26 protein-coding genes and 1 tRNA gene are annotated in these 25,957 nt (G+C 71.1%); 16 read left to right on the top strand and 11 right to left on the bottom strand.

Features of this window, described 5'->3' with window-relative positions:
* Positions 1 to 39 precede the first annotated feature (39 nt).
* A tRNA-Ala gene (locus tag ACIRU3_RS32540) sits at positions 40 to 113 on the top strand.
* 49 nt (positions 114 to 162) lie between these two features.
* Here the strand turns inward: ACIRU3_RS32540 and ACIRU3_RS32535 are convergent.
* Positions 163 to 639, bottom strand: coding sequence for a GNAT family N-acetyltransferase (locus ACIRU3_RS32535; protein ID WP_404063926.1), 477 nt, complete (start codon positions 637 to 639; stop codon positions 163 to 165).
* A gap of 70 nt (positions 640 to 709) precedes the next feature.
* On the opposite strand from ACIRU3_RS32535, the gene ACIRU3_RS32530 reads away from it, so the two are divergent.
* Positions 710 to 1,513, top strand: coding sequence for an exodeoxyribonuclease III (locus ACIRU3_RS32530; RefSeq protein ID WP_404063923.1), 804 nt, complete (start codon positions 710 to 712; stop codon positions 1,511 to 1,513).
* A 17-nt stretch (positions 1,514 to 1,530) separates the two neighbouring features.
* Here ACIRU3_RS32530 and ACIRU3_RS32525 read toward each other — a convergent pair whose 3' ends face one another.
* The gene (locus tag ACIRU3_RS32525) at positions 1,531 to 2,151 is read right to left on the bottom strand and encodes a MerR family transcriptional regulator (protein ID WP_404064101.1); all 621 of its coding nucleotides are present in this window, start codon (positions 2,149 to 2,151) and stop codon (positions 1,531 to 1,533) included.
* 201 nt (positions 2,152 to 2,352) lie between these two features.
* Between ACIRU3_RS32525 and ACIRU3_RS32520 the strand changes: the two genes are divergently transcribed.
* The 4 genes from ACIRU3_RS32520 (at position 2,353) to ACIRU3_RS32505 (ending at position 6,113) form a co-directional block, all read left to right on the top strand.
* The gene (locus ACIRU3_RS32520) at positions 2,353 to 3,945 is read left to right on the top strand and encodes a flavin-containing monooxygenase (RefSeq protein ID WP_404063920.1); all 1,593 of its coding nucleotides are present in this window, start codon (positions 2,353 to 2,355) and stop codon (positions 3,943 to 3,945) included.
* On the top strand, positions 3,942 to 4,901 hold the full coding sequence (locus ACIRU3_RS32515; protein WP_404063917.1) for an alpha/beta fold hydrolase: 960 nt from the start codon (positions 3,942 to 3,944) through the stop codon (positions 4,899 to 4,901). The genes ACIRU3_RS32520 and ACIRU3_RS32515 overlap by 4 nt, the downstream gene beginning before the upstream one ends.
* Positions 4,898 to 5,782 (top strand): SDR family oxidoreductase, encoded by an 885-nt coding sequence (locus ACIRU3_RS32510; RefSeq protein ID WP_404063914.1) that lies wholly within the window; start codon positions 4,898 to 4,900, stop codon positions 5,780 to 5,782. The genes ACIRU3_RS32515 and ACIRU3_RS32510 overlap by 4 nt, the downstream gene beginning before the upstream one ends.
* Positions 5,783 to 5,870: 88 nt before the next feature.
* On the top strand, positions 5,871 to 6,113 hold the full coding sequence (locus ACIRU3_RS32505; RefSeq protein ID WP_404063911.1) for a hypothetical protein: 243 nt from the start codon (positions 5,871 to 5,873) through the stop codon (positions 6,111 to 6,113).
* Positions 6,114 to 6,181: 68 nt separating this feature from the next.
* On the opposite strand, the gene ACIRU3_RS32500 is transcribed toward ACIRU3_RS32505, so the two are convergent.
* Positions 6,182 to 9,514, bottom strand: coding sequence for a S41 family peptidase (locus ACIRU3_RS32500; protein ID WP_404063908.1), 3,333 nt, complete (start codon positions 9,512 to 9,514; stop codon positions 6,182 to 6,184).
* A gap of 167 nt (positions 9,515 to 9,681) precedes the next feature.
* Here ACIRU3_RS32500 and ACIRU3_RS32495 point away from each other — a divergent pair, with 167 nt between their 5' ends.
* From ACIRU3_RS32495 to ACIRU3_RS32485, 3 genes are all read left to right on the top strand, one after another.
* Positions 9,682 to 10,329 carry a TetR/AcrR family transcriptional regulator gene (locus tag ACIRU3_RS32495; RefSeq protein WP_404063905.1) on the top strand — a complete coding sequence of 216 codons (648 nt, stop codon included), beginning with the start codon at positions 9,682 to 9,684 and terminating at the stop codon, positions 10,327 to 10,329.
* A gap of 113 nt (positions 10,330 to 10,442) precedes the next feature.
* A complete protein-coding gene (locus ACIRU3_RS32490; protein WP_404064098.1) occupies positions 10,443 to 12,668 on the top strand; it encodes an MMPL family transporter in 2,226 nt (741 codons plus the stop codon).
* A 145-nt stretch (positions 12,669 to 12,813) separates the two neighbouring features.
* Positions 12,814 to 13,188: a hypothetical protein gene (locus tag ACIRU3_RS32485; protein ID WP_404063902.1), complete on the top strand. Its 375-nt coding sequence runs from the start codon at positions 12,814 to 12,816 to the stop codon at positions 13,186 to 13,188.
* On the opposite strand, the gene ACIRU3_RS32480 is transcribed toward ACIRU3_RS32485, so the two are convergent.
* Positions 13,176 to 13,577: an ATP-binding protein gene (locus ACIRU3_RS32480; RefSeq protein ID WP_404063899.1), complete on the bottom strand. Its 402-nt coding sequence runs from the start codon at positions 13,575 to 13,577 to the stop codon at positions 13,176 to 13,178. The genes ACIRU3_RS32485 and ACIRU3_RS32480 overlap by 13 nt on opposite strands.
* 134 nt (positions 13,578 to 13,711) lie before the next feature.
* Here ACIRU3_RS32480 and ACIRU3_RS32475 point away from each other — a divergent pair, with 134 nt between their 5' ends.
* From ACIRU3_RS32475 to ACIRU3_RS32450, 6 genes are all read left to right on the top strand, one after another.
* Positions 13,712 to 14,563, top strand: a complete 852-nt coding sequence (locus ACIRU3_RS32475; RefSeq protein WP_404063896.1) for a helix-turn-helix domain-containing protein — start codon at positions 13,712 to 13,714, stop codon at positions 14,561 to 14,563.
* Positions 14,560 to 14,745 (top strand): DUF397 domain-containing protein, encoded by a 186-nt coding sequence (locus tag ACIRU3_RS32470; RefSeq protein WP_404063893.1) that lies wholly within the window; start codon positions 14,560 to 14,562, stop codon positions 14,743 to 14,745. The genes ACIRU3_RS32475 and ACIRU3_RS32470 overlap by 4 nt, the downstream gene beginning before the upstream one ends.
* Positions 14,746 to 14,815: 70 nt before the next feature.
* Positions 14,816 to 15,331, top strand: a complete 516-nt coding sequence (locus ACIRU3_RS32465) for a YbaK/EbsC family protein (RefSeq protein ID WP_404063890.1) — start codon at positions 14,816 to 14,818, stop codon at positions 15,329 to 15,331.
* Positions 15,328 to 16,173: an EamA family transporter gene (locus ACIRU3_RS32460; protein WP_404063887.1), complete on the top strand. Its 846-nt coding sequence runs from the start codon at positions 15,328 to 15,330 to the stop codon at positions 16,171 to 16,173. Before ACIRU3_RS32465 ends, ACIRU3_RS32460 begins: the two co-directional genes overlap by 4 nt.
* Positions 16,174 to 16,277: 104 nt before the next feature.
* A complete protein-coding gene (locus ACIRU3_RS32455; RefSeq protein ID WP_404063884.1) occupies positions 16,278 to 17,168 on the top strand; it encodes an NAD(P)-dependent oxidoreductase in 891 nt (296 codons plus the stop codon).
* Between the two features lie 116 nt (positions 17,169 to 17,284).
* Entirely contained in the window at positions 17,285 to 17,560 is a 276-nt protein-coding gene (locus tag ACIRU3_RS32450; RefSeq protein WP_404063882.1) for a DUF1876 domain-containing protein, read from the top strand.
* 31 nt (positions 17,561 to 17,591) lie between these two features.
* Here ACIRU3_RS32450 and ACIRU3_RS32445 read toward each other — a convergent pair whose 3' ends face one another.
* The 5 genes from ACIRU3_RS32445 to ACIRU3_RS32425 all read right to left on the bottom strand — a co-directional run bounded on the left by ACIRU3_RS32445 (position 17,592) and on the right by ACIRU3_RS32425 (position 22,035).
* The gene (locus ACIRU3_RS32445) at positions 17,592 to 18,752 is read right to left on the bottom strand and encodes a serine hydrolase domain-containing protein (protein WP_404064095.1); all 1,161 of its coding nucleotides are present in this window, start codon (positions 18,750 to 18,752) and stop codon (positions 17,592 to 17,594) included.
* A gap of 89 nt (positions 18,753 to 18,841) precedes the next feature.
* Positions 18,842 to 19,480: a hypothetical protein gene (locus tag ACIRU3_RS32440; RefSeq protein WP_404063879.1), complete on the bottom strand. Its 639-nt coding sequence runs from the start codon at positions 19,478 to 19,480 to the stop codon at positions 18,842 to 18,844.
* The gene (locus ACIRU3_RS32435) at positions 19,477 to 20,238 is read right to left on the bottom strand and encodes an energy-coupling factor ABC transporter ATP-binding protein (RefSeq protein WP_404063876.1); all 762 of its coding nucleotides are present in this window, start codon (positions 20,236 to 20,238) and stop codon (positions 19,477 to 19,479) included. Before ACIRU3_RS32435 ends, ACIRU3_RS32440 begins: the two co-directional genes overlap by 4 nt.
* Positions 20,226 to 20,987: a cobalt ECF transporter T component CbiQ gene (gene cbiQ / locus ACIRU3_RS32430; RefSeq protein WP_404063873.1), complete on the bottom strand. Its 762-nt coding sequence runs from the start codon at positions 20,985 to 20,987 to the stop codon at positions 20,226 to 20,228. The genes ACIRU3_RS32435 and cbiQ overlap by 13 nt, the downstream gene beginning before the upstream one ends.
* A 1-nt stretch (position 20,988) precedes the next feature.
* Complete coding sequence (locus tag ACIRU3_RS32425) at positions 20,989 to 22,035, bottom strand: energy-coupling factor ABC transporter permease (RefSeq protein WP_404063869.1); 1,047 nt, start codon at positions 22,033 to 22,035, stop codon at positions 20,989 to 20,991.
* Positions 22,036 to 22,183: 148 nt separating this feature from the next.
* Here ACIRU3_RS32425 and ACIRU3_RS32420 point away from each other — a divergent pair, with 148 nt between their 5' ends.
* Positions 22,184 to 22,522: an SsgA family sporulation/cell division regulator gene (locus ACIRU3_RS32420; RefSeq protein WP_404063866.1), complete on the top strand. Its 339-nt coding sequence runs from the start codon at positions 22,184 to 22,186 to the stop codon at positions 22,520 to 22,522.
* A 14-nt stretch (positions 22,523 to 22,536) separates the two neighbouring features.
* Here ACIRU3_RS32420 and ACIRU3_RS32415 read toward each other — a convergent pair whose 3' ends face one another.
* Both ACIRU3_RS32415 and ACIRU3_RS32410 read right to left on the bottom strand, forming a co-directional pair.
* Positions 22,537 to 24,204: a penicillin-binding transpeptidase domain-containing protein gene (locus ACIRU3_RS32415; RefSeq protein WP_404063864.1), complete on the bottom strand. Its 1,668-nt coding sequence runs from the start codon at positions 24,202 to 24,204 to the stop codon at positions 22,537 to 22,539.
* A 96-nt stretch (positions 24,205 to 24,300) separates the two neighbouring features.
* Positions 24,301 to 25,935 carry a penicillin-binding transpeptidase domain-containing protein gene (locus ACIRU3_RS32410; protein WP_404063861.1) on the bottom strand — a complete coding sequence of 545 codons (1,635 nt, stop codon included), beginning with the start codon at positions 25,933 to 25,935 and terminating at the stop codon, positions 24,301 to 24,303.
* Positions 25,936 to 25,957 lie beyond the last annotated feature (22 nt).

Raw genomic sequence — 25,957 nt, 5'->3', positions numbered from 1 at the left:
AGCACCCCGACGGGGATGCTAGAGTTTCACTCGTTGCAAGGGCCTGTGGCGCAGTCCGGTAGCGCACCTCGTTCGCATCGAGGGGGCCAGGGGTTCAAATCCCCTCAGGTCCACGCATCATGAAGCCCCGGTCGGCAGTAGCCGACCGGGGCTTCATCGCGTCTACAGCTGCTTCGCGTAGCAGCGGCTGTCCTCGTAGTGGCGGTAGTAGCCGAACTTGACGCAGGGCCCGTACCCGCTCGAGGCGTACAGGGCGATGGCCTCCGGCTGCTTGGTGCCGGTCTCCAGGACCATGCGGACGCGGCCGGCCGCCCGGGCGTCCTCCTCCAGGGCGGTGAGCATGCGGCGGGCGAGGCCGCGGCCACGCATCTCCGCGACGACGAACATGCGCTTGAGTTCGGCGTCGCCGTTCTCGTTGCCCTCCTCGTTGCGGTCCTGGCTGCGCCAGCCGCCGGTCGCCACCGGGCGGTCGCGCTCGTCGTAGGCGATCAGGTAGACGCCCCGGGGCGGGTCGAAGTCGGCGGCGTCGAGGGTCGTGGCATCGCCGCCGTCGCCGTAGCGCAGGTGGTATTCGGCCTGGACCTCGTCGTTGAGCTTGAGGGCGTCGGGGTGATCGAAACGGACACGACGTATATTCATGCTGGATATCGTACTTCTATGCAGGGGATGGGAAACGGCAACTCGACCAGTGTGCCGGTATCGTGCCCTGGTGCTGACTGTGACCTCGGTGAACGTGAACGGGCTGCGGGCCGCCGCCAAGAAGGGCTTCGTGGAGTGGCTCGCCCAGACCTCCGCGGATGTCGTCTGCCTGCAGGAGGTGCGCGCGGAGCCGCACCAGCTGCCCGAGGAGGTACGGCAGCCCGACGGCTGGCACGTCGTGCACGCCCCGGCCGCCGCCAAGGGCCGGGCGGGCGTCTCCCTCTACACGCGGCGTGAGCCGGACCGTGTCCGGGTCGGCTTCGGGTCGGCCGAGTTCGACGGCAGCGGACGCTACGCCGAGGCGGATCTGCCCGGTGTCACCGTCGCCTCGCTCTATCTGCCCTCCGGTGAGGTCGGCACCGAGCGGCAGGACGAGAAGGTCCGCTTCATGGACGAGTTCCTCGTCCACCTGAAGGAGCTGCGCGCGCGGGCGGCCGCCGACGGGCGCCAGGTCGTCGTCTGCGGCGACTGGAACATCGCCCACCGCCAGACCGACCTCAAGAACTGGCGGGGCAACACCAAGAACTCGGGCTTCCTGCCCGAGGAGCGGGAGTGGCTCGGCCGGGTGTTCGCCGCGGAGGACGGCGGCTACGTCGATGTCGTGCGTGCCCTGCACCCGGACGTCGAGGGGCCGTACACCTGGTGGTCGTACCGCGGGCGGGCCTTCGACAACGACTCGGGGTGGCGCATCGACTATCAGGTGGCCACGCCGGGGCTCGCGGCCAAGGCGGTCAAGGGGTTCGTCGAGCGCGCGGCCACGCACGCCGAGCGGTGGTCCGACCATGCGCCGGTGACCGCCGTCTACGACCTGTAGGGCTGCGGGGGCGCCGCTCAGTCCCGCTTGTTCAGTCGCCGGTCCAGCGCCAGGGACAGTTCCGCCTCCACCACGCTCCGGGCGAGCGGGCGCAGCCGGTGGAGGTCCTCCTCGGGCGCATGGCGCAGGATCAGCTCGCGGAAGAGTTCGGCGAGGGCGTCGGCGTGTTCGCGGACGCGTTTGCCGGCCGCCAGTACCTCGGCGAGCGGTATGCCCTCGCGGACCAGGGCTGAGGAGACGTCCAGCAGACGGCGGCTGATGTGGACGATCTCGTCGCCGTCGGTGCCGAGGTAGCCCAGGTCCATGGCGGCGGCGAGGTTCTCGGTCGTGACCTCGCCCTCGAAACGGGCGGCGAGTTCCTCGGGAGTGAGGTGGACCGGCTCCTCCTCGGTGGGGCTGCCGACGCCGAGGAGGTCGGCGACGTCGCGGCCCTGGTCCAGGGCCTCCGCGAGTTCCGCGATGCCATTGAGGGTGTGGCCGCGTTCCAGCAGGGCCGAGATCGTGCGCAGGCGGGCCAGATGATGCTCGTCGTACCAGGCGATACGGCCCTCGCGGCGGGGTGGCCGGATCAGCTTGCGCTCGCGGTAGAAGCGCAGCGTGCGCACGGTGATGCCGGCCAGGTCGGCCAGCTCCTCCATGCGGTATTCGCGCGGTGCGCCGGGCCGGCTGCCGCCCTGCTCGTCGTTGCGTTCGCCGTCGTCTGCCACGTCCGCAGCCTATGTTGTACCGCCGGTAACTTTCCTTTCCCCGCCCCCTACCGCTCGGTACGGAGCTGCTCTACAGTCCCATTGCGCCAGTGTTCACTGGCAGAGTCCAAGGCGATGCGTGGAGGCTTCGGGATGGCCGAGCACGAGCATGTACGAGTGGCGGTGATCGGGTCCGGGTTCGGCGGGCTGGGGGCCGCCGTGCGGCTGCGCCGCGAGGGGATCACCGACTTCGCCGTCCTGGAACGGGCCGACAGCGTCGGTGGCACCTGGCGGGACAACAGCTACCCCGGGTGCGCCTGTGACGTCCCCTCCCACCTGTATTCCTTCTCCTTCGCGCCGAACCCCGACTGGCCGCGCACCTTCTCCGGGCAGCGGCACATCCGCGCCTACCTGGAACACGTCACGGACGTCTTCGGGCTGCGCCCGCACATCCGCTTCGGTACCGAGGTGAAGCTGATGACCTGGGACGCCGAGCAGCTGCGCTGGGAGATCGAGACGACCCGGGGGACACTGACCGCCGACGTCGTCGTCTCCGCCACCGGACCGCTGTCCGACCCGAAGATCCCGGAGATCCCGGGGCTCGAGTCCTTCCCGGGCAAGGTGTTCCACTCGGCCCGCTGGGACCACGACTACGACCTGCGCGGCAAGCGCGTCGCCATGGTCGGCACCGGCGCCTCCGCCATCCAGATCGTGCCCGCCATCCAGCGCCGGGTCGGCCGGCTCACCCTCTTCCAGCGCACCCCGCCCTGGGTGATGCCCCGCGTGGACCGCGCCATCAGCGGAGCCGAGCGCGGGCTGCACCGGGCGCTGCCCTTCACCACCCGGCTGCGGCGCGGGCTGCTGTGGGGCATCCGGGAGCTGCAGGTGCAGGCGTTCACCAAGCGTCCCGACGAACTCGGCCTGATCGAACGGCTCGCCAAGCGCAACATGGCTCGTGCCGTCAAGGACCCGGCGCTGCGTGCCAGGCTCACCCCCGACTACCGCATCGGCTGCAAGCGGATCCTGCTGTCCAGCGAGTACTACCCGGCGCTCGCCCAGCCGAATGTGGACGTGGTCGCGAGCGGGCTCACCGAGATCCGCGGGTCGACCGTGGTCGCCGCCGACGGCAGCGAGGCCGAGGTCGACGCGATCATCTTCGGAACCGGCTTCCATGTCACGGACATGCCCATCGCCGAGCGGGTGGTCGGACCGGAGGGTGTCACGCTCGCGGAGTCGTGGAAGAACGGCATGCAGGCGCTGCGCGGCGCCTCGGCCGCCGGGTTCCCGAACTGGATGACGATCATCGGGCCCAACACCGGCCTCGGGAACACCTCCATGATCCTCATGATCGAGTCCCAGCTGAACTACATGGCCGACTACCTGCGTCAGCTCGACGTCCTCGGCGGCCGGACCGCCCTCGATGCCCGGCCCGCGGCCGTCGACGCCTGGAACCACACGGTCCAGGAGCGCATGAAGCGGACCGTGTGGAGCACCGGCGGCTGCACCAGCTGGTACCTCGACGCGAGCGGCCGCAACACCACCATCTGGCCCGGCACGACCACGGAGTTCCGGCGCGCGACCCGGCGGGTGGACCTCGCCGAGTACGAGGTCATCCGCAGGTCCGGCGGGAAAGGGGCGGACGCCGGCGGGAAAGAGAAGGCGCCCGCCCGCACGACCAGGCGCCCGGCGCGCGCCACCTCCGCGTCCGCCGACGGCGCGTCGCAGCAGAGCGAGGCCGCCGCATGAGCCGTATCGCCGCCGTGGCCTCCGGCCCGTACGCGCCGCCCGCCCCCGCCCGCACCCTCACCGTCGTCTCCGCCGACGGCGCGCGGCTGTACGTCGAGGTGCACGGGCCCGAGAACGCGCCCCCCGTCGTCCTCTCCCACGGCTGGACCTGCTCGACCGCGTTCTGGGCGGCGCAGATCAGGGAGTTGGCGACCGACCACCGAGTGATCGCGTACGACCAGAGGGGACACGGCCGCAGTCCCGCGAACCCCGCGTGCACCACCCAGGCACTGGCCGACGACCTCGAGGCCGTACTCGCGCAGACGCTCGGGCACGAGGAGAAAGCCCTGGTCGTCGGCCATTCCATGGGCGGGATGACGGTCATGGCAGCCGCCGCGCGACCCCGCTTCCGCGCACATGCCGCCGCCGTCCTGCTGTGCAGCACGGGCAGCTCCCGGCTGGTCGCGGAGTCGCACGTGGTGCCCATGCGCGCCGGGCGCGTGCGCACCTGGATCACCGGACGCATCCTCGCGTCGCGGGCTCCCCTCGGACCCGTCACCACGCTCGCGAAGCGCATCCTCAAGTACGGCACCATGGGCGCCGGTTCCGCGCCGCACATGGTGGAGGCGTGTGCGCGGATCGTGCACGCCTGCCCACGCGCCGTGCGCCACACCTGGGCCGAGGTGCTCGCCGCGCTCGACCTCGACCACGGCGTACGGGAGTTGCGCACGCCGACCGAGGTGGTGCACGGCGCGTCCGACCGGCTCACACCCCCCGTGCACGCCCGCGCGCTGGCCGCGGCCCTGCCCCACTGCATCGGCCTCACCGAACTTCACGGCGTCGGCCACATGACCCCGATCGAGGCCCCGGAGCCGGTGACCGGCAGGATCAGGGAACTCGTCACCACGTACGTCACGGGGAACACCCCCGAGTCCCACCGTTCCACCCCCGTGCAGCAGATCAAGGAGGGCGCATGAGCAAGGTCAGCCTCGAAGGGCAGGTCGCCGTCGTCACCGGAGCGGCGCGCGGCGTCGGCGAGTTGCTCGCGCGCAAACTCTCCGCACGCGGCGCCAAGGTGGCGCTGGTCGGGCTGGAGGAGGAGGCGCTCAAGGAGGTCTCCGAGCGGCTGCACAGCGAGAGCGCGCACTGGTACGCCGACGTCACCGACCACGAGGCGATGAGCCGGGTGGCGCAGGAGGTCAAGGACCGCTTCGGCAAGGTCGACATCGTCGTCGCCAACGCCGGTGTGGCGAGCGGCGGTCCGTTCGCCGACTCCGATCCGCAGGCCTGGCGGCGCGTGATAGAGGTGAACCTGATCGGTTCGGCGGTGACGGCCCGGGCGTTCCTGCCGGTGCTCACCGAGAGCCGCGGCTATCTGCTGCAGATCGCCTCGCTCGCCGCGATGACCCCGGCGCCGATGATGACGGCGTACTGCGCCTCCAAGTCGGGTGTGGAGGCGTACGCGCACAGTCTGCGTGCCGAGGTCGGCCACCAGGGCGTGCGCGTCGGCGTCGCGTACCTGTCCTGGACCGACACCGACATGGTGCGCGGCGCCGACCAGGACGACGTCATGCGGGAGTTGAGGCAGCGGCTGCCGTGGCCGTCGAACAAGACGTACCCGCTGGGCCCGGCGGTGGACCGGATCGTCGCCGGGATCGAGCGGCGCTCGGCGCATGTCTACGGGCAGTGGTGGCTGCGGGGCATGCAGGGCGTGCGCGGCTATCTGCCGGCACTCATCGGCACGGTCGGCCAGCGGGAGATGCGGCGGTTCGCGCCCCGCTTGCACGGCATGAGCTCCGGACTCGTCGGCGCAGGTGGGGCGGCCGACGAAGAGGCCCGTGCTACGCACCGTAACTGATCGAAGTGCGTTCCGTGTTCCCCCGTGTGAATCTGGTCGAGGCCCCACCGAGGGGCCGCCCCCCCACTCACTACGGGAGTGAACCCACATGGGTATGAAGGACAAGCCCAGCCAGTGGCAGGACAAGGCCAACGAGAAGATCGGCCAGGCCAAGGACAAGCCCGGTCAGCGCGGCCAGCAGCAGCGCGGCCAGGAGCAGCGCGGCCAGGAGCAGCGCGGCCAGCAGCAGCGCGGCCAGCAGCAGCAGCGTGGCCAGCAGACCGGTCGCCGTGACATCCAGGACACGGAGCAGGAGATGAAGGACCGCCTCGACCAGGACTACGACGCCTAGTCGCCGCGCTCGACTTCACCTCCGAGGCGGGGTGCCCGGTACTTCCCGGGCACCCCGCTTCGTGTGCGTCAGGGTCTCTCCCGCGGCGGCAGCTTCGGCCTGGAGCGGTCCGGTACGTCGCTGTGGTCCGGGGGCACCGCAGCGGGTTCGGTGTCCAGGAGTTCCACGGCCAGCTGCACCGCGTCGTCGAGCTGGGCGTGCCGGCCCTCGGCCCAGTCCAGGGGGGTGCGCTGGATCTCCAGGTCGGGGGCGACACCGTGGTTCTCCACGGACCAGCCGTAGGCGTCGAACCAGGCGGCGTTCATCGGGACCGTGATCACCGTGCCGTCGCCGAGGCGGTGCCGGCCGGTCATGCCGACGACTCCGCCCCAGGTGCGCTGTCCGACGACCGGCCCGAGCTTCAGGAGTTTGAAGGCCGCGGTGATCATGTCGCCGTCGGAGGAGGTCGCCTCGTCCGCCAGGGCCACCACCGGGCCCCGGGGCGCGTTCGAGGTGTACGACACCGGTTGCGCGTTGCGGGTCAGGTCCCAGCCCAGGATCGTGCGGGAGAGCGTCTCGATGACGAGTTCGCTGATGTGCCCGCCGGCGTTGCCGCGCACGTCCACGATCAGCGCGGGCCGGGACACCTCCATGCGCAGGTCCCGGTTGAACTGGGCCCAGCCGGAGCCGCCCATGTCGGGGATGTGCAGATAACCGCACTTGCCGCCGCTCAACTCCCGGACGACGGCCCGGCGTTTGGCGACCCAGTCCTGGTAGCGCAGCGGCCGTTCGTCGACGAGCGGGACGACGGCGACCCGCCGGGCCCGCCCGGTCTCGCCCTCGGGCGGGGTGAAGGTCAGTTCCACGGTCGTACCGCCCGAGCCGGCCAGCAGCGGATACGGTCCGGCCACCGGGTCGACCGGACGGCCGTCCACGTGGGTCAGCACGGCGCCCTCGCGGATGCCGGTGCCGGCCAGCGGTGAGCGTGCCTTGGAGTCGGAGGAGTCGCCGGGCAGGATGCGCTTGACCGTCCAGCCGCCGTCCCGGTGGACGAAGTTGGCGCCGAGCAGGCCCTGCCGGCGCTGGTAGTGGGGCGGGCCCTCGTTGCGGCGGGCGGCGGTGACGTAGGCGTGCGAGGTGCCCAGTTCGCCCAGGACCTCGCGCAGCAGGTCCGCGAACTCGTCGGGGGAGGCGACCTGGTCGACCAGCGGACGGTACTGGTCGAGCACCGCGTTCCAGTCGATGCCGCACATGCCCGGATCCCAGAAGTAGGCGCGGATGAGACGGCCGGCCTCCTCGTACGACTGCCGCCACTCGGCGTCCGGGTCGACCTCGTGCAGGATGCGGCGCAGGTCGATCCACACGGTCGTGTCGCCGTCGCCGGGCTCGGTCGACGGCACCGCCCGCAGATCGCCCTCGTCGACCACCACCAGCCGGGTTCCGTCCCCGCTCACCGCGAACCAGTCGAGGTGGTCCACCAGTTCGGACTTCTTCGCCTTGGTGATGTTGAAGTACTCCAGCGTCGGCCGTCCGCTGGTGTCGGCCGGGTTGACGAAGGTCTCGCCGAGCGCGCCGGAGATGGGCCAGCGCAGCCAGACCAGACCGCCGCCCGCCACCGGGTACAGCGCCGAGTACTTGGAGGCGATGACCGGGAACGGCGTCACCCGGTTCTCCAGGCCCTCCACTTCCACGGTCACCGCGGAGCCCTCGCCGGTCTCCTCGTCCTCGACGGGGTCGAGCCCGCCCGCCGCCGGCCGGCCCTCGGGGTTCACGGCGAACGGGGACGGGGTCGCGGAGGACAGCGGCACCAGGTACGGGCGGCAGCCCAGCGGGAAGGAGAGGTCGCCGGTGTGGACGTCGTACACCGGGTCGAAGCCGCGCCAGGACAGGAAGGCGAGGTAGCGGCCGTCCCGGGTGAAGACGGGGTTCTCGTCCTCGAAACGGCCGTTGGTGACGTCCACGATGAGCCGGTCCTTGATGCGGGCCAGCTTGATCTGCCGCAGCGAGCGGCCGATGCCCGGCTGGGACCAGGTGAGCCAGGAGCCGTCGGGGGAGAAGGCGAGGTCGCGTACGGGCCCGTTGATGGAGCGGATCAGCTCGGTGACCTGGCTGTTCGCGTCGGCGGTTGCCCCACCGCCGGAGCCGTCCGCGCCGTCCGCGCCGTCGGACCCGGAAGGCAGGTCGGCCGGGGCCGTCATGTCCGTCGCATCGATCAACAGCAACCGCCCGTCGTGCGACGCGATCGCCAGTCGCTCACCCTGCGGATCGGACACCATCTCCAGGACCCGCCCCAGCTTCCCGGAGGCCAGCCGGCGCGGTGCGCGGTCGCCGGAGGCACGGGGCAGCTGGGCGATCTCGACGGCATCGTCGCCCTCGGCGTCCGTCACGTACGCCACCTGCCCGGTCGAGCCGAGCATCTCCGGCAGCCGGACCCGGACACCGGGCGGGTCCGTGATCGTGCGTGCCGGGCCGTCCCGGTGGGTGAGCCAGTACAGGCTGCCGCGGACGACGACGGCGCCGGCCCGCCCGGTCTCGTCCACGGAGATGCCGTCCACGTTCTGGGCGGCCGGCACCAGGTAGCTGCGGCGTCCCGCGCGCGGGCCGCTCAGCCGGACGTCGAGCCTGCGCGGTACGGAGTGCGCGGCCAGGTCGTCCACCAGCCACAGGTCGCCCCCGCACTGGTAGACCACCCGGGTGCCGTCGCCGGAGGCGTTGCGGGCGTAGAAGGCGTCGTGGTCGGTGTGGCGGCGCAGGTCGGAGCCGTCGTGGGCGCAGGAGTAGAGGTTGCCGACGCCTTCGTGGTCGGAGAGGAAGGCGATCCGGCCGCCGACGAACATGGGGGAGGCCAGGTGGCCGCCGATCCCCTCCAGCAGCCGCTGCCCGTGCAGCCACAGCCGGCCCATGGCGCCGCCCCGGTACCGCTTCCAGGAGGCCGGTTCGTGCGGCGGGGTGCCGGTGAGCAGCAGGGTCTTGCGTTCGCCCTCGATGTCGGCGACCTGGATGTCGGAGGCCGGGCCCCAGGGCAGCTTGCGGCCGGGGTCGCCGTCCGTGGACACCTTGTAGGCCCAGGTGTAGTACGAGAAGGGCTCGCCGTGGGAGGCGACGGCGAGGATGTCGTTCCTGCCCACGCCGTTGGCGGGCGCCCAGCCGCACACCTGGGTGTCGGGGCTGCCCCAGTACGTCAGCTGCCGCGCGGGTCCGCCGTCGACGCCCACCAGATGGATCTCGGGCATGAGACTGCGCCAGGTCGTGTACGCGATATGCCGGCCGTCGGGCGAGAAGCGGGGGTGGCCGGCCTTGGTGCGGTCCACGGTGAGCCGCCAGGCGCGGCCCGGGGAACCGAGGGGGGCCAGCCACAGGTCGTCCTCGGCCACGAAGCACAGCAGGTCGCCGTTGAGGTGGGGGAAGCGCAGATAGCTCACCTCCCCATGCTTTTCCCAGGGAGGGGGCCCAGCAACTTATGGAAAACCGACAGGCGTGACCCAGCACACGTACGAAACTGTTTCGTTTCGCTTGACGCTGCGGTACATTCATCACGTACGAAACCGTGTCGTTCGGAGCGGACAGCCGCATCGGGAAGGTGAGAGACATGACTGAGGCGTCCAAGGGCGCGGCGTCAGCCGCTCCAGTGGAGCCGGTGCTCGCACCGGGGCGTCGCAGTCGGATCACACCCGAACGCGAGGCCGAGTTGTACGAGGCCGTGCTCGACCTGCTCCGGGAAGTCGGCTACGACGCCCTCACCATGGACGCCGTGGCCGCCCGCACCCGGTCCAGCAAGGCCACGCTCTACCGCCAGTGGGGCGGCAAGGCCGAGCTGGTGGCGAAGGCGGTGCGGCACAACAAGCCCGGCGGCCTCGGCCTCGGGGAGATCGACACCGGATCGCTCAAGGGCGATCTGCACGCTCTCACGCTGCGTTCGGACGACTGCCAGATGGAGCAGAACTCCGCGCTGATGCGGGGGCTGGCCATGGTGATCCACGGCAACCCGGACCTCCTGCGGGCGTTCCGGGACCATCTCATCGAGCCGGAGATGGCGGAGTTCCGCCGCGTGCTGCAACGGGCGATCGACCGGGGTGAGGTCCGTGCGGACAACCCGGCGCTCGACTACGTGATGCACATGATGATCGGTGGGTTCGCCGCCCGCACGATGATCGACGAGCAGCCGCCGACACAGGCCTTCCTCCTTTCGTACATCGACGCCGTCGTCCTCCCCGCCCTCGGCGTCAGCACCTCTTGATCATCCCCTGATCACTCTCCCCAGCAAGCCCACCACCTGACGTCACCGCTCACGTCGTCGGGCTGATCGCCCCTGCCCTGATGAACCCACGACCTGACCGGGAGTACGCCCTCGTGGCCACGATGCTCTACAAACTCGGCCGGCTCGCCTTCCGGCGACGGCATTTCGTCGCCCTCATATGGGTCGCGCTGCTCACCCTCGCCGGGGTGGGCGCCGCCTCCGCGCCGGCCGCCGGCAACTCATCGTTCTCCATTCCGGGCACCGAGGCCCAGAAGGCCTTCGACCTGCTCGAACAGCGCTTCCCCGGGATGAGCGCCGACGGCGCGACCGCGCGGGTCGTCTTCAAGGCGCCGGGCGGCGAGAAGATGACGGACGCGGACAACAAGGCGACCGTCAAGAAGACGGTCAAGGAGCTGCAGAGCGGCTCCGAGGTCGTCTCCGTCGCCGACCCCTACACCGGGCACGCCGTCAGCAAGGACGGCACGATCGCCTACGCCTCGGTGAAGTACAAGGTCTCCGGCATGGAGCTGGAGGACTCCTCCCGCGACGCGCTGAAGGAGGCCGCGCAGGACGCACGGGACGCCGGGCTCACGGTCGAGGTCGGCGGTGACGCCCTGCAGGCGACGCCCGAGACCGGCTCCAGCGAGGTCATCGGCCTCGCGGTCGCCGCCGTCGTCCTCGTCATCACCTTCGGCTCGCTGCTCGCCGCCGGATTCCCGCTGCTGACCGCGATCATCGGCGTCGGCATCGGTGTCTCCACGATCACCGCGCTCGCGAGCGCCCTGGACCTGGGCACGACCACCTCCACCCTGGCGTCGATGATCGGTCTCGCCGTCGGCATCGACTACGCCCTCTTCATCGTCTCCCGCTACCGCTCCGAACTGGCCGAGGGCCGCGAGCGCGAGGAGGCGGCCGGACGGGCCGTCGGCACGGCGGGCTCGGCGGTGGTCTTCGCGGGCCTGACCGTGGTCATCGCCCTGGTCGGCCTGTCCGTGGTCAACATCCCGATGCTGACCAAGATGGGCGTCGCCGCCGCGGGTACGGTCGCCATCGCGGTCCTCATCGCCCTCACCCTGATCCCGGCGCTGCTCGGCTACGCGGGCCGCAGGATCAAGCCCGCGGGCGAGAAGAGCAAGCTGCTCGGTGGCGGCAGGGCCAAGAGCGCCCACAAGCAGGGCCGCCCGAACATGGGCACCCGCTGGGCGAGCTTCGTCGTACGGCGCCCGGTCGCCGTCCTGCTGCTCGGTGTGATCGGTCTCGGCGCGGCGGCGGTCCCGGCCGCCTCCCTCGAACTGGGACTGCCGGACGACGGCTCCCAGCCCGTCTCCACCACCCAGCGCCGCGCCTACGACCTTCTCTCCGAAGGCTTCGGACCGGGCTTCAACGGCCCCCTGATGGTCGTGGTCGACGCCAAGGACAGCGACAACCCGAAGGCGGCCTTCACCAAGGTCGGCGACGAGATCAAGGGCCTGAAGGACGTCGTCACGGTCACCCCGGCCGTGCCCAACAAGGCCGGCGACACGGCGACGATCACCGTCGTCCCCGACTCCAAGCCGTCCTCGGTGACCACCGAGGACCTGGTGCACGCCATCCGTGACAAGGGCACCGACATCACCTCCGCGACGGATGCGGAGGTGCTGGTCACCGGCTCGACGGCGGTGAACATCGACGTCTCGCAGAAGCTGAACGACGCCCTGCTGCCGTACCTCGCCCTCGTCGTCGGCCTGGCCTTCCTCCTGCTGATCGTGGTCTTCCGCTCGATCCTCGTCCCGCTGAAGGCGGCCCTCGGCTTCCTGCTCAGCGTGATGGCGGCCCTCGGTGCCGTGGTCGCGGTCTTCCAGTGGGGCTGGCTGTCGGGTCTGATGAACGTCGAGCAGACCGGCCCGGTCATGTCGATGATGCCGATCTTCATGGTCGGTGTGGTCTTCGGACTCGCCATGGACTACGAGGTGTTCCTCGTGACCCGCATGCGGGAGGCGTACGTCCACGGGGAGAAGCCCACCCAGGCCGTCGTGACCGGCTTCAAGTACGGCGCACGCGTCGTCACCGCCGCCGCGATCATCATGACCGCCGTCTTCTCCGGCTTCATGGGCTCCAGCGAGGCGATGGTCAAGATGATCGGCTTCGGCCTCGCCATCGCCGTCTTCTTCGACGCGTTCATCGTGCGCATGGCCATCGTTCCGGCGGTGCTCGCCCTGCTCGGCAAGAAGGCCTGGTGGCTGCCGAAGTGGCTGGACCGCGCCCTGCCCAACGTCGACGTCGAGGGCGAGGGCCTGCGCACGGCCGAGGAGCGCAAGGACGCCGACCCCGACGGGGAGCGGGAGCTGGTCGTCGTCTGACGTACCGCTCGTGAAAGACCGCCGGTGAGGGATCCGTGGGGACGGGGCACCCTCACCGGCTTCTTTCGTGCCTGAGTACGTGGGGGGTACGCGTTGAGTATCCGCGCCCATCCGCACCGGCGGCCCCCGCCGCAGGATCGTCCTTGTGAACCCCGAGACATATGCGACCCTGTACGGCCCCGGGCGTCCGGCGCAGCGGAACACCCGTGGCGAGACCGCGGTGGGCCTGGCGGCCGCCGTGCTCTGGATCCTCACCCTCGCCTCGCTCGGCTGGCTGACGTTCCTGGTCGGCATGGTGGCCGTGTGGGGCCTGGCGGACGGCATGTCCTGGGCGGAGGTCCGGGCGTTCGTGCTGCCGTACGCCCTCACCGTCGCCGGCGCCGCGGCCGCCCTGACCGCGCTGGCCTTCGCCCCCGGCGTCCGCCGCCTCACCCCGCTCACCCGCCTGCTCCTGACGGGTGCCCTCGCCTTCCCCGTGCCGGCCGGCCTCGCGGTGTGGACGTGGGTTCAGGCCGGTTGAATCTCGGCCCACACCGTCTTGCGCGGGCGTGGGCCGTACGCGACGCCCCAGCGGTCGGCCAGTGCCGCCACGAGCAGGAGGCCGCGGCCCGACTCGCCGTCGGGAGCGGGCGGTTCGAGCCGGGGGAGACGGTCACCGCGGGTGTCGGTGACCTCGATACGGAGGGTGCCGGCGACGACGTAGAGGGTGAGGCGGAAGTCCCGCCCGGGGACGCGGCCGTGGGTGGCCGCGTTGGCCGCGAGTTCGGCGACGATCTGGGATGCCCGGTCCAACGGTAGTCCCCAGACCCGGAGTTGTTCGGTGGCGAGGAGGCGGGCGAGGCGTGCGCCCTGCGGGGTGGGGGCCAGGCGCACGGTGAAGTCGGGGACGACGGCGGTTTCTTGATTCACATCACTCAGCGTGGCCGGTTCTGCTTACGTGGATGGGTGATGACGCCTGTGCGTAGCGTGACTGTCCCGGCCTTGTCCCGGGCTGTCCCGACTGTCTCGCGGGTCGTACGGGCACCGGTGCACGGTGGAGGTGTGTGAGCGTGAACGAGGGTGTGGACGAGGCCGGTTGGGATGTCGAGCCCGGGGACGAGATCGAGCCGCTCGTCCAGGCGGTGGGGCATCTGCTCAAGGTCTGCCGGGAGGCGGCCGGCATGCGGGCGGCCGACCTGGGCGAGGTCATGGGGTACGGCGAGGACATGATCCGGAAGATCGAGCGGGGGCAGCGCATTCCCCGGCCGGAGTTCCTGGACAGGGCGGACGGGATCCTGAAGGCGCAGGGGCATCTCAGGGCGTTCATGAAGGACATGGAGAAGGCCCGGTATCCGAAGAAGGTGCGGGAACTGGCGGAGTTGGAAGGGCGTGCGGTTGAGCTGTTGATGTACGGCAACCACAACCTGCACGGGTTGTTGCAGACCGAGGAGTACATGCGGGCGCTGCTTGCGACATGGCGTCCGGCCTACTCGGCCGACGAGCTTGAGCGGATGGTTGCGGGGCGCATGGCTCGAAAGCTCATCTTCGGCCGGACCCCTGCACCCGAACTCAGCTTTGTCCAGGAAGAGGTAACGCTGCGCCGCCCGATCGGGGACACAATGGTGTTGCGCCGACAGCTCGAACACCTGTTGGAAGTAGCTCGGTTGCCGTTCGTGGAGCTTCAGGTGATGCCGACATCTCGCGCGAACCACCCCGGGACGGGTGGCCGAATCCAGGTGCTGAAATTCAACGATGGCACCGGAGCGGGGCGCACGGATGGCGACTTCGGAGGCCGCCCGATCTCCAATCCGAGGCAGCTCCGGCTTCTTGACCTGCGGTATGGCATTATCCGGGCTCAGGCGCTCACGCCAGGGGAGTCTCTGGCCTTCATCGAGCAAGCGCTGGGAGAACTATGAGCACCTCGGAACTCCGCTGGTTCAAGAGCAGCTACAGCGACAGCAGCAACGGCAACGACTGCGTCGAAGTAGCCACCACCCCCGTCACCATCCACATACGCGACACCAAGACCCCCGACACCGCGCAGCTCAAGGTCGCCCCCTCCGCCTGGGCCGACTTCCTCACGTACGCCGTGAAGTGACAAGCCGCAGGTGAAGGGGCGGACGAAAACCCCGTGAGCGCGCCTCGGGCCATGCCGTAGCGTGCCGACCATGACGACGACAGCCGCCACTGCTGCCGAAGAGTCCGGAGCGCACCCCAGGTTCGCCGAAGCACTTCGCGAACTCGGGCTGGAGGAGGTCCTCGCCCGCACCCGGGGGTTCCCCGAGGCAACCCGTACCGCCGCCGAGGCCGCCGCCGCGATCGGCTGCGAGTTGAGCCAGATCTGCAAGTCGCTGATCTTCGCGGCGGACGGGGTACCGGTGCTGGTGCTGATGGACGGGGCCTCGCGCGTGGACGTGGAGAAGGTGCGGGAGGCACTGGGGGCCGGGAAGGTCACCCGGGCCGACGCCGGCGTGGTGCGTGAGACCACGGGGTACGCCATCGGCGGCGTACCGCCCTTCGGGCACCGCACCCGTACCCGTGTCCTCGCCGACCGCTCGCTGCTCGCACACGACGTGGTGTGGGCGGCCGCCGGGACACCGCACACCGTCTTCCCGATCGAGCCCGATGCACTGGTCACCCACGCCGGCGCCACACTGGTGGACGTGCGCGAGCAGACCGCGTGACGCCGCTGGTCACCGTGGCGGTCCTGCTCGCCGCGGTCACACACGCCAGTTGGAACGCCATCGCGCACCGGATCACCGACAAGCTCGTCGGATTCACGCTGATCTCCGGCGGCGGGCTGCTCATCGGGCTGGCGCTGGCGCCGTTCGTGGCGTTTCCGGCGGCTGCGGCCTGGCCGTACCTCTTCGCCTCCGCCGCCGTGCACATCATCTACTACGCGCTGCTCATGACCTCGTTCCGGCTGGGCGACTTCGGACAGGCCTACCCGATCGCGCGCGGGAGCGCGCCGCTGGTGGTGACCGTGCTGGCGGCGGTGTTCGCGCACGAGGTGCCCGGGGCGTGGGCGGCGGCCGGCATCGCCGTGTCGTGCGTCGGGCTCACCGGCGTCAGCCTGTGGGGGCTGCGCGGCCACCGGCCCAACTGGGCAGCGATCTGCGCCGCCCTGGCGACCGGGCTGACGATCGCCGCGTACACGGTGGTCGACGGCCTGGGCGTGCGTGCCGCCCACTCACCACTCGGGTACATCGCCTGGCTGCTCGCCTTCCAGGGAGCCGTCATCCCGGCCTACATGTACGCGCGCGTGCGGGGCGACACGGTCCGGCTGCTGCGGCCGTACGCCGCCCTCGGCCTGCTCGGCGCCGTCCTGTCCGTCGCCGCGTACGCCCTCGTCCTGTGGGCCCAGACCCGCGCCGCGCTCGCACCCATCGCGGCCCTGCGCGAGTCCTCGATCATCGTCGGCGCGGCCATCGGCGCCCTGTTCTTCAAGGAGCGCTTCGGCGCGCCCCGGATCGCGGCGGCGGGCCTGCTGGTCGTGGGGATCGGACTGATGCTGCACGCGGGGTAGCGGCCCGGTTCGCGCCGCGGCCCAAATGCGGCGGTCCTGACGAGTCATCCGTACGAAGATGATCGGGAGCACGAGGGCAGGAACCGTACGACAGGGAGCCGTCAATGACCGACAAGCCGACCGTCAGCGTCCTGGGCACCGGCATCATGGGCGCCGCCATGGCCCGCAACCTGGCCCGCGCCGGGCTCCGGGTCCGCGCCTGGAACCGTACCCGTGAGAAGGCCGAGCCGCTGACCGCGGACGGGATCCGGGTCACCGGCACGCCCGCCGATGCCGTGGCGGACGCCGATGTCGTGCTGACCATGCTGTACGACGGCGACACCGTCCTGGACGTGATGCGCGAGGCCGCCCCGGCGCTGCGCCCGGGCACCGTGTGGGCGCAGTGCACCACCGCCGGGATCGAACTGGTCACCGACCTGGCCGGCCTCGCCCGCGAGCACGGGCTGGTGTTCTACGACGCCCCCGTCCTCGGTACCCGCCAGCCCGCCGAGGCCGGTCAGTTGACCGTGCTGGCCGCCGGGCCCGAGGAGGGCCGGGAGACGGTCACGCCCGTCTTCGACGCGGTCGGCGCCAAGACCGTGTGGACCGGTGAGGACGGGGCCTCGGGCAGTGCCAGCCGGCTGAAGCTGGTCGCCAACAGCTGGGTCCTCGCGGCCACCGCGGCGGCCGGGGAGGTACTGGCGCTCTCCCAGGCCCTGGGCGTGGACCCGCAGGACTTCTTCGACCTGATCGAGGGCGGGCCGCTCGACATGGGGTACCTGCGGGCCAAGTCGGCACTGGTGCTGGACCGGCAGCTGACCCCGGCGTCGTTCGCCGTGGCCACCGCCGAGAAGGACGCCCGGCTCATCGTCCGGGCGGGCGAGTGCAGCGGGGTCAGGCTCGACGTCGCGGCCGCGACGGCCGAACGCATGGCCCGCGCCGCCGCGCAGGGGCACGCCGACGAGGACATGGTCGCCGCCTACTTCGCCAGCTTCGACGAGAAGCCGGCCCCCTGAGGCGGCCGAACGGGACGACCAGGATCCACGCGATCCGTCCGTCACGTGACGTTCCGCATGACGTTCCGCGCCCGCGGGAGCACCCTGGAATCAGGGTTTCTCCGGAGGTGGTCGACATGATGGAAACCGTTGTGGGATGGCACGTCGAGCTGGAATTCCGGGAAGACGACCAGCACACGCGCGCAGCGGCCCTGGTCCGTCTGCCCGACGGCACCGAGGTACGGGCCCACGGCAGCGCGAGCCGTCACAGCATCGACGCGAACCAGCCCAGGGTCGGCGAGGAGATAGCGGGCGCCCGTGCCCTCAACGAGCTGGCCATGCAGTTGCTGACCAAGGCCCATGGGGAGATCGACGCGGAGTCCGGGCGGATCTCGCACCCGATCAACGTGTGACGCCAAGGGCGCGTGCGATGCGGCGCGCGCCCTACGCCGGCACCGTGCGCAGCGCCCGTACGAGCGCCTGTGCCCTCGGGTCCGCCGTCACGCTCTTCCTGAAGCCGTTGGTGACGTAGCCGAAGGCGATGCCCGTCTCCGGGTCGGCGAACGCGAGGGCGCCGCCCCGGCCCGGGTGGCCGAAGGAGCCGGGGGAGAGCAGCGGGGACGCGCTGCCGTGCAGCATGTGACCGAGGCCGAACCGGGTTCCCACCACGAGCACCCGGTCCGGCCCGGCCGACTGCTCGGAGCGGGCCAGCTCCATGGTCCGCGGGGTGAACAGCCGGGTGCCGCCGTCCACCTCACCGATGAGCGAGGCATAGAAGCGGGCAAGACCGTCGGCGGTGGCGATGCCGTTGGAGGCGGGCAGGGTGGCCGCGCGGTAGGCGGGCGCGTTCTCGTCCGGGAGCGGGGTGATCGCGGCGAAGGCACGCCGGGTGAGGGAATCGGGGTCGGCATAGGCCTCGGCCACCGCCCGCTTGGGGCGGGTCTTCAGCGTGCCGGCCGTCCCGGGTGCCTCCAAGGGGCCGACGCGGCCCACCCGCGCCTGCTCCGCCGCGGGCAGCCCGAGCCACAGATCGGCGCCGACGGGCGCGGCTATCTCCTCGGCGATCCACTCGCCCATCGGCCGCCCGGTGATCCGCCGGACCAGCTCGCCGGTGAGCCAGCTGTAGGTCTGCGCGTGGTAGCCATGGTCCGTGCCCGGCTCCCACACCGGCGCCTGTGCGGCGACGGCCGCGGCGCCGAGGTCGGGGTCGGCCGCCTCCACGGGGGTCAGCGGGCGGTCCAGCACGGGCACACCGGCGCGGTGCGCGAGCAGGTGCCGGACGAGCGTGTGCTCCTTGCCGGCCGCCTTGTACTCGGGCCAGTACGCGCCGACCGGGGCGTCCAGGTCCAGCTCGCCGCGCTGGTGCAGCAGCAGGAGTACGGCGGCGGCGACACCCTTGGTCGCGGAGCGCACGATCTGTGCCGTGCCGGGCTCCCAGGGGGCCGTACCGTCCACGTCCCTGGTGCCGCCCCACAGGTCGACCACCTTGTGCCCGTCCCGGTACACGGTGACGGACGCGCCCCGCTCCCCGAGCAGCGCGAAGTTCGCGGCGAACGCCTCCCCGACCGGCTCGAAGCCCTCGGCCACCGTGCCGTTCACGTCCACATTCACGCCCGGGTCCCTTCACTCGCTTACGACGACGAGTGAAACACGGTGTAGTGGCCTTGGATTCCTCGGTGGGGCAGTGATTTCGGCTACGGTCTGGCGTCCTGCGGCCCGTCCTCGTACTCGGCCGGGACCCCGTCCCGCGGCTCGCGCGCCGACCGGACGAGCTGCTCCACCCCGTCCGGATTCCGTTCGTAGCGATAGACGCACCGTCCGTCGAGGGTGCGCAGCTCCAACTCCTCGTGCCGGACCCGGTACTCGAACCTGTCGCCCTCCTCCGTCCAGTACCCGTGCGTCTCGGTGGTCAGCTCGGCCCAGGTGTACGCGCGGAAGGACCAGAACCTCCGGAGCACGACGCCCCTGCGGAAGCGGTAGAGCGCGCCCCGGTACCAGCCGACACGGACGCCCAGAGCGAGCACCGACAACCCCGCCGGCGTGTACAGGGCGGAGGTGACGGTGCGCTCGTCCCAGTACCCCATGCACAGGCGTATGAGCACGGCGGGCGGCAGGATCACCCAGAACGGACTGATGAGCATCAGGAAGAGCAGCACCGGCTGCGGGGCGGTGCGTTCGCACTCCACGTACGCGCCCAGCCTTCGCTCCCGCGCGCGTGCGGTCACCCTGCGCGGCATGAACCAGTGCACGGCACCCCCCGCCCCGCCCGCACGGGCGACACCGGCGTTGTACCCGGGAGGCGGCGCTTCCACCCCGTCGTCCCGATGCGTCACGCCCCCATGGCCACCGACTTCGGGTCGAAGCCGAACGGCAGTTCCAGGCGGTGCGCGCGCATCAGGGTGTCGTCGGAGAGCAGCGCGCCGGTCGGGCCGTCCGCCGCGATCACGCCGTCGCTGAGGACGAGCGAGCGCGGGCACAGCTCCAGGGCGTACGGCAGGTCGTGCGTGACCATGAGGACCGTCACGTCCAGGGAGCGCAGGATGTCGGCGAGTTCGCGCCGGGAGGCCGGATCCAGGTTGGAGGACGGCTCGTCCAGGACGAGGATCTCCGGTTCCATCGCGAGCACGGTCGCGACCGCGACCCGGCGGCGCTGACCGAAGGAGAGATGGTGCGGCGGCCGGTCGGCGAAGTCCTGCATGCCGACCCGCTCCAGGGCCGTGCGCACCCGCTCCTCGAGGGCGGCCCCCCTGATCCCGGCGGCGGCCGGTCCGAACGCCACGTCCTCGCGCACGCTCGGCATGAACAACTGGTCGTCCGGGTCCTGGAAGACGATGCCGACCTTCTGCCGGATCTCGGCCATGTGCTGCTTGCCGACCGGCAGCCCGGCCACGGTCACCGTGCCGGTGCCGCCGCCCAGAATGCCGTTCAGGTGCAGGACGAGGGTCGTCTTGCCGGCGCCGTTCGGGCCGAGCAGCGCGACCCGCTCGCCGCGCGCGACGGAGAAGTCCACGCCGAACAGGGCCTGGTGGCCGTCGGGGTAGGCGAAGGCGAGGCCGGAGACCTCCAGCGAAGCAGTACTCACAGGACCCATCCCAGCAGACAGACGACGAGGGCGGCGCAGGGGAGCGCGAGGGCGTACGACCACTGCGCCCGGGACGCGGTCACCTCGTCGATGACCGGCATCGAACCGGCGTACCCCCGGCTCACCATGGCCAGGTGCACGCGCTCCCCGCGCTCGTAGGAGCGGATGAACAGCGCGCCGGCGGACTTGGCGAGCACGCCCCAGTGCCGTACGCCCCGCGCCTCGAAACCGCGCGACTCGCGGGCGATCCGCATCCGGCGCATCTCGTCCGTGATGACGTCGCCGTAGCGGATCATGAACGAGGCGATCTGCACGAGCAGCGGCGGCAGCTTCAGCCGCTGCAGCCCGAGCAGCAGTTCGCGCAGCTCGGTGGTGGCGGCCAGCAGCACGGAGGCGGCGACGCCCAGGGTGCCCTTGGCGAGCACGTTCCAGGCGCCCCACAGCCCGCCGACGCTCAGCGACAGGCCGAGCACATGCACCCGCTCGCCCTCCGCCACGAACGGCATGAGGACCGCGAATGCGACGAACGGCACCTCGATCAGCAGCCGCTTGAGCAGGAAACCGGCGGGCACACGCGCGCGGTACGCGACATACGCGAGCAGGACGGCGTACACCGCGAACGCCCACATCGCCTCGCGCGGGGTAGACACCACGACCACGACGAAGGCGAAGACCGCCGCCAGCTTGGTGTGCGGCGGCAGGGCGTGCACGGGGGAGTGCCCGTGCCGGTAGAGGCGGTGCGCGTGTCCCGCTCCCATGTCATAGGCCCGTGTTCACGGGCGAGACGTCCGCGCCGCGGCGCCTGCGCACCGCCCAGAACACGGCGCTGCCCGCGACGACCGTGGCGCCGACGCCGATCACGCCCGCGAGGCCGCCGGACAGCCGGGCGTCGGAGACGTCCTTGACGCCGTAGTCGGCGAGCGGCGAGTCGGCCGCCGCGTGCTCCTCCGCCTTCTTGTCGATGCCCTTGTCGTGCGCGACCTTCTCCAGGCCGTCGGGGTTGGCCGAGGCGTAGAAGCTCACGAACCCGGCGAGCACCAGCGAGGTGACAAGCCCGGTGATCCACACCGTGCGCCGGGAGGTGCGCGCGGCCACCGGTGCGGGGGCGGCGGCGGGCGCGTCCACCAGGGCGCCGTCCACCCGCAGCTGCAGGCGCTGCTGGAGGCCACGTGCGCCGTGCACCAGGTCCGGGCGCACGGCGATGACGGCGCTCACCGTGAGCGCGGTGATCACGGCCTCGCCGATGCCGATCAGCACATGGACGCCGATCATCGCGGTCGCCACCTTGCCGATGGCCACGTCCGTGGTGCCGCCGATCTCGTACATGAGCGTGAAGGCGACGGCGGCGGCCGGCACGGAGAGCAGCGCGGCGACGAAGGAGGCGACGGTGACCGAGCGCCGCTTGCGGGGCAGGACGGCGAGCAGCCCGCGGAAGACGGCGTACGCCACGATCGTGGTGACGAGCGCCATGTCGGTGATGTTCACGCCGAGCGCGCTCAGCCCGCCGTCCGCGAACAGCACACCCTGCATGAGCAGCACGACCGACACGCACAGCACGCCTGTGTAGGGGCCGACGAGGATGGCGGCCAGCGCACCGCCCAGAAGATGGCCGCTTGTTCCGGCCGCAACGGGGAAGTTGAGCATCTGTACGGCGAAAATGAATGCCGCCACCAGACCGGCCAGCGGTGCCGTGCGCTCGTCGAGTTCGCGGCGGGCGCCGCGCAGGCTGACCGCGAGGGCGCCTGCGGCGATCACTCCGGTGACCGCGGAGGTGGGGGCGTCGATGAATCCGTCAGGTACGTGCACCGTACGATTTTAGAGGCTTGTTGCGAACGTTTTGCAAGAGAGACGGAGTCTCGGATCTCGCCGGGGCACGAACCGGGAAATGTGCGACATTGGATGGAAGCGGATGCATGACTTTCGCATATGTTACTGAGCGTGAGAGGGCGATCCGATGTCTGTAGTCGAGCAGTACGCGCGCGCTCACATCGTCACGGACGAGGAGGATCCGGGAGCCGTACCCGTAGTGCTGCGGTACGACCCCGACAGCGATCCGCGCTCGGTCCGGGTCGGCCTTCCCGGACCGCATGAGTGGACCTTCTCGCGCGCGCTGCTCGAACGGGGACTGCGGGCGCCGGTCGAGAGCGGAGACGTACGGGTGTGGCCGTGCGGGCGCGTGCAGGCCGTCGTCGAGTTCCACACCGACAACGGTGTCTCCGTGGTGCAGTTCGAGTCGAAGGCGCTGATCAGATTTCTGCGCCGCACGTACACCGCCGAGCCCGTGCACAACTGACGCTGCCGGCGGGCTCAGCTCCCCGTCTTCAGCAGCGTCGCGACGATCGGCCCCGCCGTGTCGCCGCCGTGGCCGCCCGCCTGGACCACGCCCGCCGCGGCGAGGTCGCCCTTGTACGCGGTGAACCAGCCGTTGGGCTTCTTCTGCCCGTCGACCTCCGCCGAGCCGGTCTTCGCGCCGTAGTCCGGACCGAGGCCCGCCATCGCCTTGGCCGCCGTGCCGTACGCCGCCGTGTACTGCATGACGTCCTTCAGCTCGGCCTGCGTCTTCGACGCCATCGTGCGCGAGGCCTTCGCCAGCGTCCGGTCGTCCACCGAGGGGGACACCAGGTACGGCTGGTGGAAGACGCCCGTCCGTACCGTCGCCGCCACCGACACCATGTTCAGCGGGTTCATGCGCACCCCGCCCTGACCGATCAGCGAGGCGCCCATCTGTGCGCCGCTCTGCACCGGGACGGAGCCGTCGAACGAGGGGACACCGACGGCCCAGTTGTTCAGCCCGAGGCCGTAGACCTGCTGGGCCTCCTCGGTCAGGTCGCTGTCGGACAGCTTCGGCGCGAAATTGATGAACGCGTTGTTGCAGGAGGCCCCGAAGCTCTGCTTGAACGTGCCCTGCTTGATCTCCGAGTCGGCGTCGTTGTGGAACGTCCAGCCGGCGAGCTTGTACGTCTTGGGGCAGGGGTGCGACGCCTCCGGGGTGACGAGCCCCTTCTCGAACAGCATGGTCGATGTCACGATCTTCATCGTGGAGCCGGGCGCCAGGGAACCCTGGAAGGCGGTGTTGAAGCCGTGCCCGCTGTTGGCGACCGCGAGGATCTCACCCGTCGAGGGCCGCAGGACCACCACCGAGGCCCGCTCCCGCTTGCCGACCTGCTGCTCGGCGACCGCCTGGAGCGTCGGGCTCAGCGTCGTGCGCACCGTGCCCGGTGTGCCCTTGCTCAGCTCCACGAGCGTCTTGTCGGACAGCTTGTCGGCCTTCGACGCCTTGCCGCGCACCACGCGCAGCTCCACGCCCGCCTTGCCGCCCGCGGTCTTGCCGTACTTCTCCCGCAGCCCGTCCAGGACCGTGCCCAGCGACGGGTACGCGGCGGCCGTCATCTCCTTGCCGTCACGGTCCAGCGCCGTGACCGGAGGGGTGCCGGACTCGCCGGTGACGAGCGTGTCGCCGTCCTTCAGGTCCGGGTGGACCACGGAGGCGTGCCAGTCGACCAGCGGCTTGCCGTCGCTCGCCCGCCGCACGACGGTGAGCGCACTGCCGTACGTGAGCGGCTTGCCGAGGCTCCGGTACGACACCGTCGCCTTGACGGAGAACGGCACCTTGGCACCGGTGGCGGCCGCGGGGGCGAGCGTGACGTCCTTCAGGTGGGCGTCCTTGGTGTAGCCGGTGAGCAGTGCGGTGGCGGCGGTCGAGTCGTCGGTGGCGGCCGCCGCCTCGGAGACCCGGCCATGCTGCCAGGCGGTGAGGAAGCGCGTGGAGGCCGTACGGATCTCGGCGGCGGTCAGCGGGCCGCTCTTGACGGCCCGGTGGCCGGCCGACGCGGACGTCCCCTCGTCGGCCGCCGCGCCGCCGTCGTACAGCGCGTAGACGCCGAACCCGGCGCCGCCGACGACCACGGCGATCATCCCGCCGACCACAGCGGGTCCGGTCTTCCGTCGCTCGGCGACGCGCCTTCTGTTGCCCACAGCCTCAGTTCCTCCACGCCTTCCCCAGGGTCCCCGCAGCCCGCACACTCCTCAACGACGGCAACCACACTAAGGTCCCCGCCTTTGTGGGTGATATCAGCCGGCACTCCGTAGCACGCTTGCGACAATCGGACCGGCCGCGTCGATGCCGTGCCCGCCGTCCTGGACCAGCGCGGCCGCGGCGACGTCGTCGCGGTATCCGGTGAACCAGCTGTCGGACTTCGCGTTCCCGTCGACCTCGGCCGAACCGGTCTTCGCGCCGATGTCCCCGCCGAGTCCGGACATGACGCCGGCCGCGGTGCCGCTGCGGGCGGTGCGGTTCATCATGGCGCGCAGCTGCTGGACCGTGCTCTGCGACAGCCCGCGCGCGTGTGCCGGTTCACGGTGGTCCAGGCCCAGCGGCACGATCACCGGCTGCCGGAAGGTGCCGGTCACCGCGGTCGCCGTCACGGAGGCCATGTTCAGGGGACTCATCTGGACCTGACCCTGGCCGATCAGGGCGGCCGCCTTGTCGGGGCCGCCGGTGGCGGGGACCCGGCCGTCGAAGGACGGGACGCCGACCTTCCAGTTGTTCTGCCCGAGTCCGAACCGGTCCTGGACCTCGTTGGTGAGCGTGTCGTCGTGCACCTCGTTCGCGAACTTCACGAACGCCGTGTTGCAGGAGCGGGCGAAGCTGTCGGAGAGGGTGGCGTGGTCGTCCGGGGCCAGATTCTTGAGGTTGTGGAACGTCTGGCTGTTGGAGACGGCGGACGGCGGGCAGGGCGCCGGCCCGTTCGCGGTGGTCAGGCCGTTGTCGATGAGGGCCGCCGCGGTGACGATCTTCATGGTGGAGCCGGGGGCGCGTTCACCGAGGAAGGCCGCGTTGAAGCCGTCGTCGCGGTGGTTGGCCACGGCCAGGACCTCGCCCGTGCTGGGCTTGACGGCCACGACGGACGCATCGGTGTACTTCTGCACGGCCGTCTCGGCCGCCGCCTGTGCGCTCGCGCTCAGCGTCGTCGGGAGCCTGCCCGGCTTGCCCTTGGACAGGGTCAGGAGGGTGGTGTCGGCCGCGCCTTCCCCCGTCGAGTCGGCGTGGCGTATCACCAGCTCCACTCCGGGCCGGCCGCCCGTCTTGTCGCCGTACCGCTTGCGCAGCTCGTCCAGGACCGGGCCGAGAGAGGGGTACTTCTCCTTGGTCAGCACCTTCCCGTCGCGGTCCACGGCCTCGATCTGCGGGTCCGCGGACTCGCCCGTCGTCAGCGTGTCCCCCTTGCGCAGCTGCGGATGGACGACGGAGGGCTGCCAGTCGACCAGCGGCCGGTGGGAGGTGTCGCCGCGCACGACCGTCAGACGGCTCTCGTAGCTGAGCGGCTGGGACCTGCCCTCGTACGACACCGTTGCCTCGACCGTGAAAGGCACGGTCGTGCCGGTGGCCGCTCCGGGCGTGATGTGCACCTTGGTGATGTGTGCGTCCTCACCGTAGGCTCTCAGCAACTCCCGTGCGCCTTCTGGGTAGTTGGTGTAGGCCGCCGCGGTCGCGGCGTCACCCTTCTCCCAGGCGGCGAAGAACTTGCCGGTCGCCTCCTCGACCTCGTCGGTGCTCGGCGGGCCGCTCTTCACGACCGCGCGCCCGCCGTCCGTCCCCCCGTCACCGCTCAGCGCGGACACGATGTTGTAGGCGCCGTACCCGGCCCCGCCCAGCAAGGCCGCACACACGCCGCCTATGACCGCACCCTTGACTCCGCTGCGCATCGCGCGCATCCCCTCCCCGTTT

It is taken from the genome of Streptomyces sp. NPDC101151 (assembly GCF_044768335.1).
Lineage (GTDB): Bacteria > Actinomycetota > Actinomycetes > Streptomycetales > Streptomycetaceae > Streptomyces.
The sequence above is the reverse complement of the archived record's forward strand: the minus strand, read 5'-3'. Positions and strand labels throughout refer to the sequence as shown.

Excerpts from the sequence above, each read along its gene's own strand:
- ACIRU3_RS32450 (WP_404063882.1), top strand. The coding sequence starts at position 17,285 with ATGATGGAAACCGTTGTGGGATGGCACGTCGAGCTGGAATTCCGGGAA.
- ACIRU3_RS32525 (WP_404064101.1), bottom strand. The coding sequence starts at position 2,151 with ATGGAGGAGCTGGCCGACCTGGCCGGCATCACCGTGCGCACGCTGCGC.
- ACIRU3_RS32515 (WP_404063917.1), top strand. The coding sequence starts at position 3,942 with ATGAGCCGTATCGCCGCCGTGGCCTCCGGCCCGTACGCGCCGCCCGCC.
- ACIRU3_RS32410 (WP_404063861.1), bottom strand. The coding sequence starts at position 25,935 with ATGCGCAGCGGAGTCAAGGGTGCGGTCATAGGCGGCGTGTGTGCGGCC.
- ACIRU3_RS32520 (WP_404063920.1), top strand. The coding sequence starts at position 2,353 with ATGGCCGAGCACGAGCATGTACGAGTGGCGGTGATCGGGTCCGGGTTC.
- ACIRU3_RS32455 (WP_404063884.1), top strand. The coding sequence starts at position 16,278 with ATGACCGACAAGCCGACCGTCAGCGTCCTGGGCACCGGCATCATGGGC.
- ACIRU3_RS32470 (WP_404063893.1), top strand. The coding sequence starts at position 14,560 with ATGAGCACCTCGGAACTCCGCTGGTTCAAGAGCAGCTACAGCGACAGC.
- ACIRU3_RS32465 (WP_404063890.1), top strand. The coding sequence starts at position 14,816 with ATGACGACGACAGCCGCCACTGCTGCCGAAGAGTCCGGAGCGCACCCC.
- ACIRU3_RS32505 (WP_404063911.1), top strand. The coding sequence starts at position 5,871 with ATGGGTATGAAGGACAAGCCCAGCCAGTGGCAGGACAAGGCCAACGAG.
- ACIRU3_RS32510 (WP_404063914.1), top strand. The coding sequence starts at position 4,898 with ATGAGCAAGGTCAGCCTCGAAGGGCAGGTCGCCGTCGTCACCGGAGCG.
- cbiQ (WP_404063873.1), bottom strand. The coding sequence starts at position 20,987 with ATGGGAGCGGGACACGCGCACCGCCTCTACCGGCACGGGCACTCCCCC.
- ACIRU3_RS32535 (WP_404063926.1), bottom strand. The coding sequence starts at position 639 with ATGAATATACGTCGTGTCCGTTTCGATCACCCCGACGCCCTCAAGCTC.
- ACIRU3_RS32495 (WP_404063905.1), top strand. The coding sequence starts at position 9,682 with ATGACTGAGGCGTCCAAGGGCGCGGCGTCAGCCGCTCCAGTGGAGCCG.
- ACIRU3_RS32435 (WP_404063876.1), bottom strand. The coding sequence starts at position 20,238 with ATGGGTCCTGTGAGTACTGCTTCGCTGGAGGTCTCCGGCCTCGCCTTC.
- ACIRU3_RS32420 (WP_404063866.1), top strand. The coding sequence starts at position 22,184 with ATGTCTGTAGTCGAGCAGTACGCGCGCGCTCACATCGTCACGGACGAG.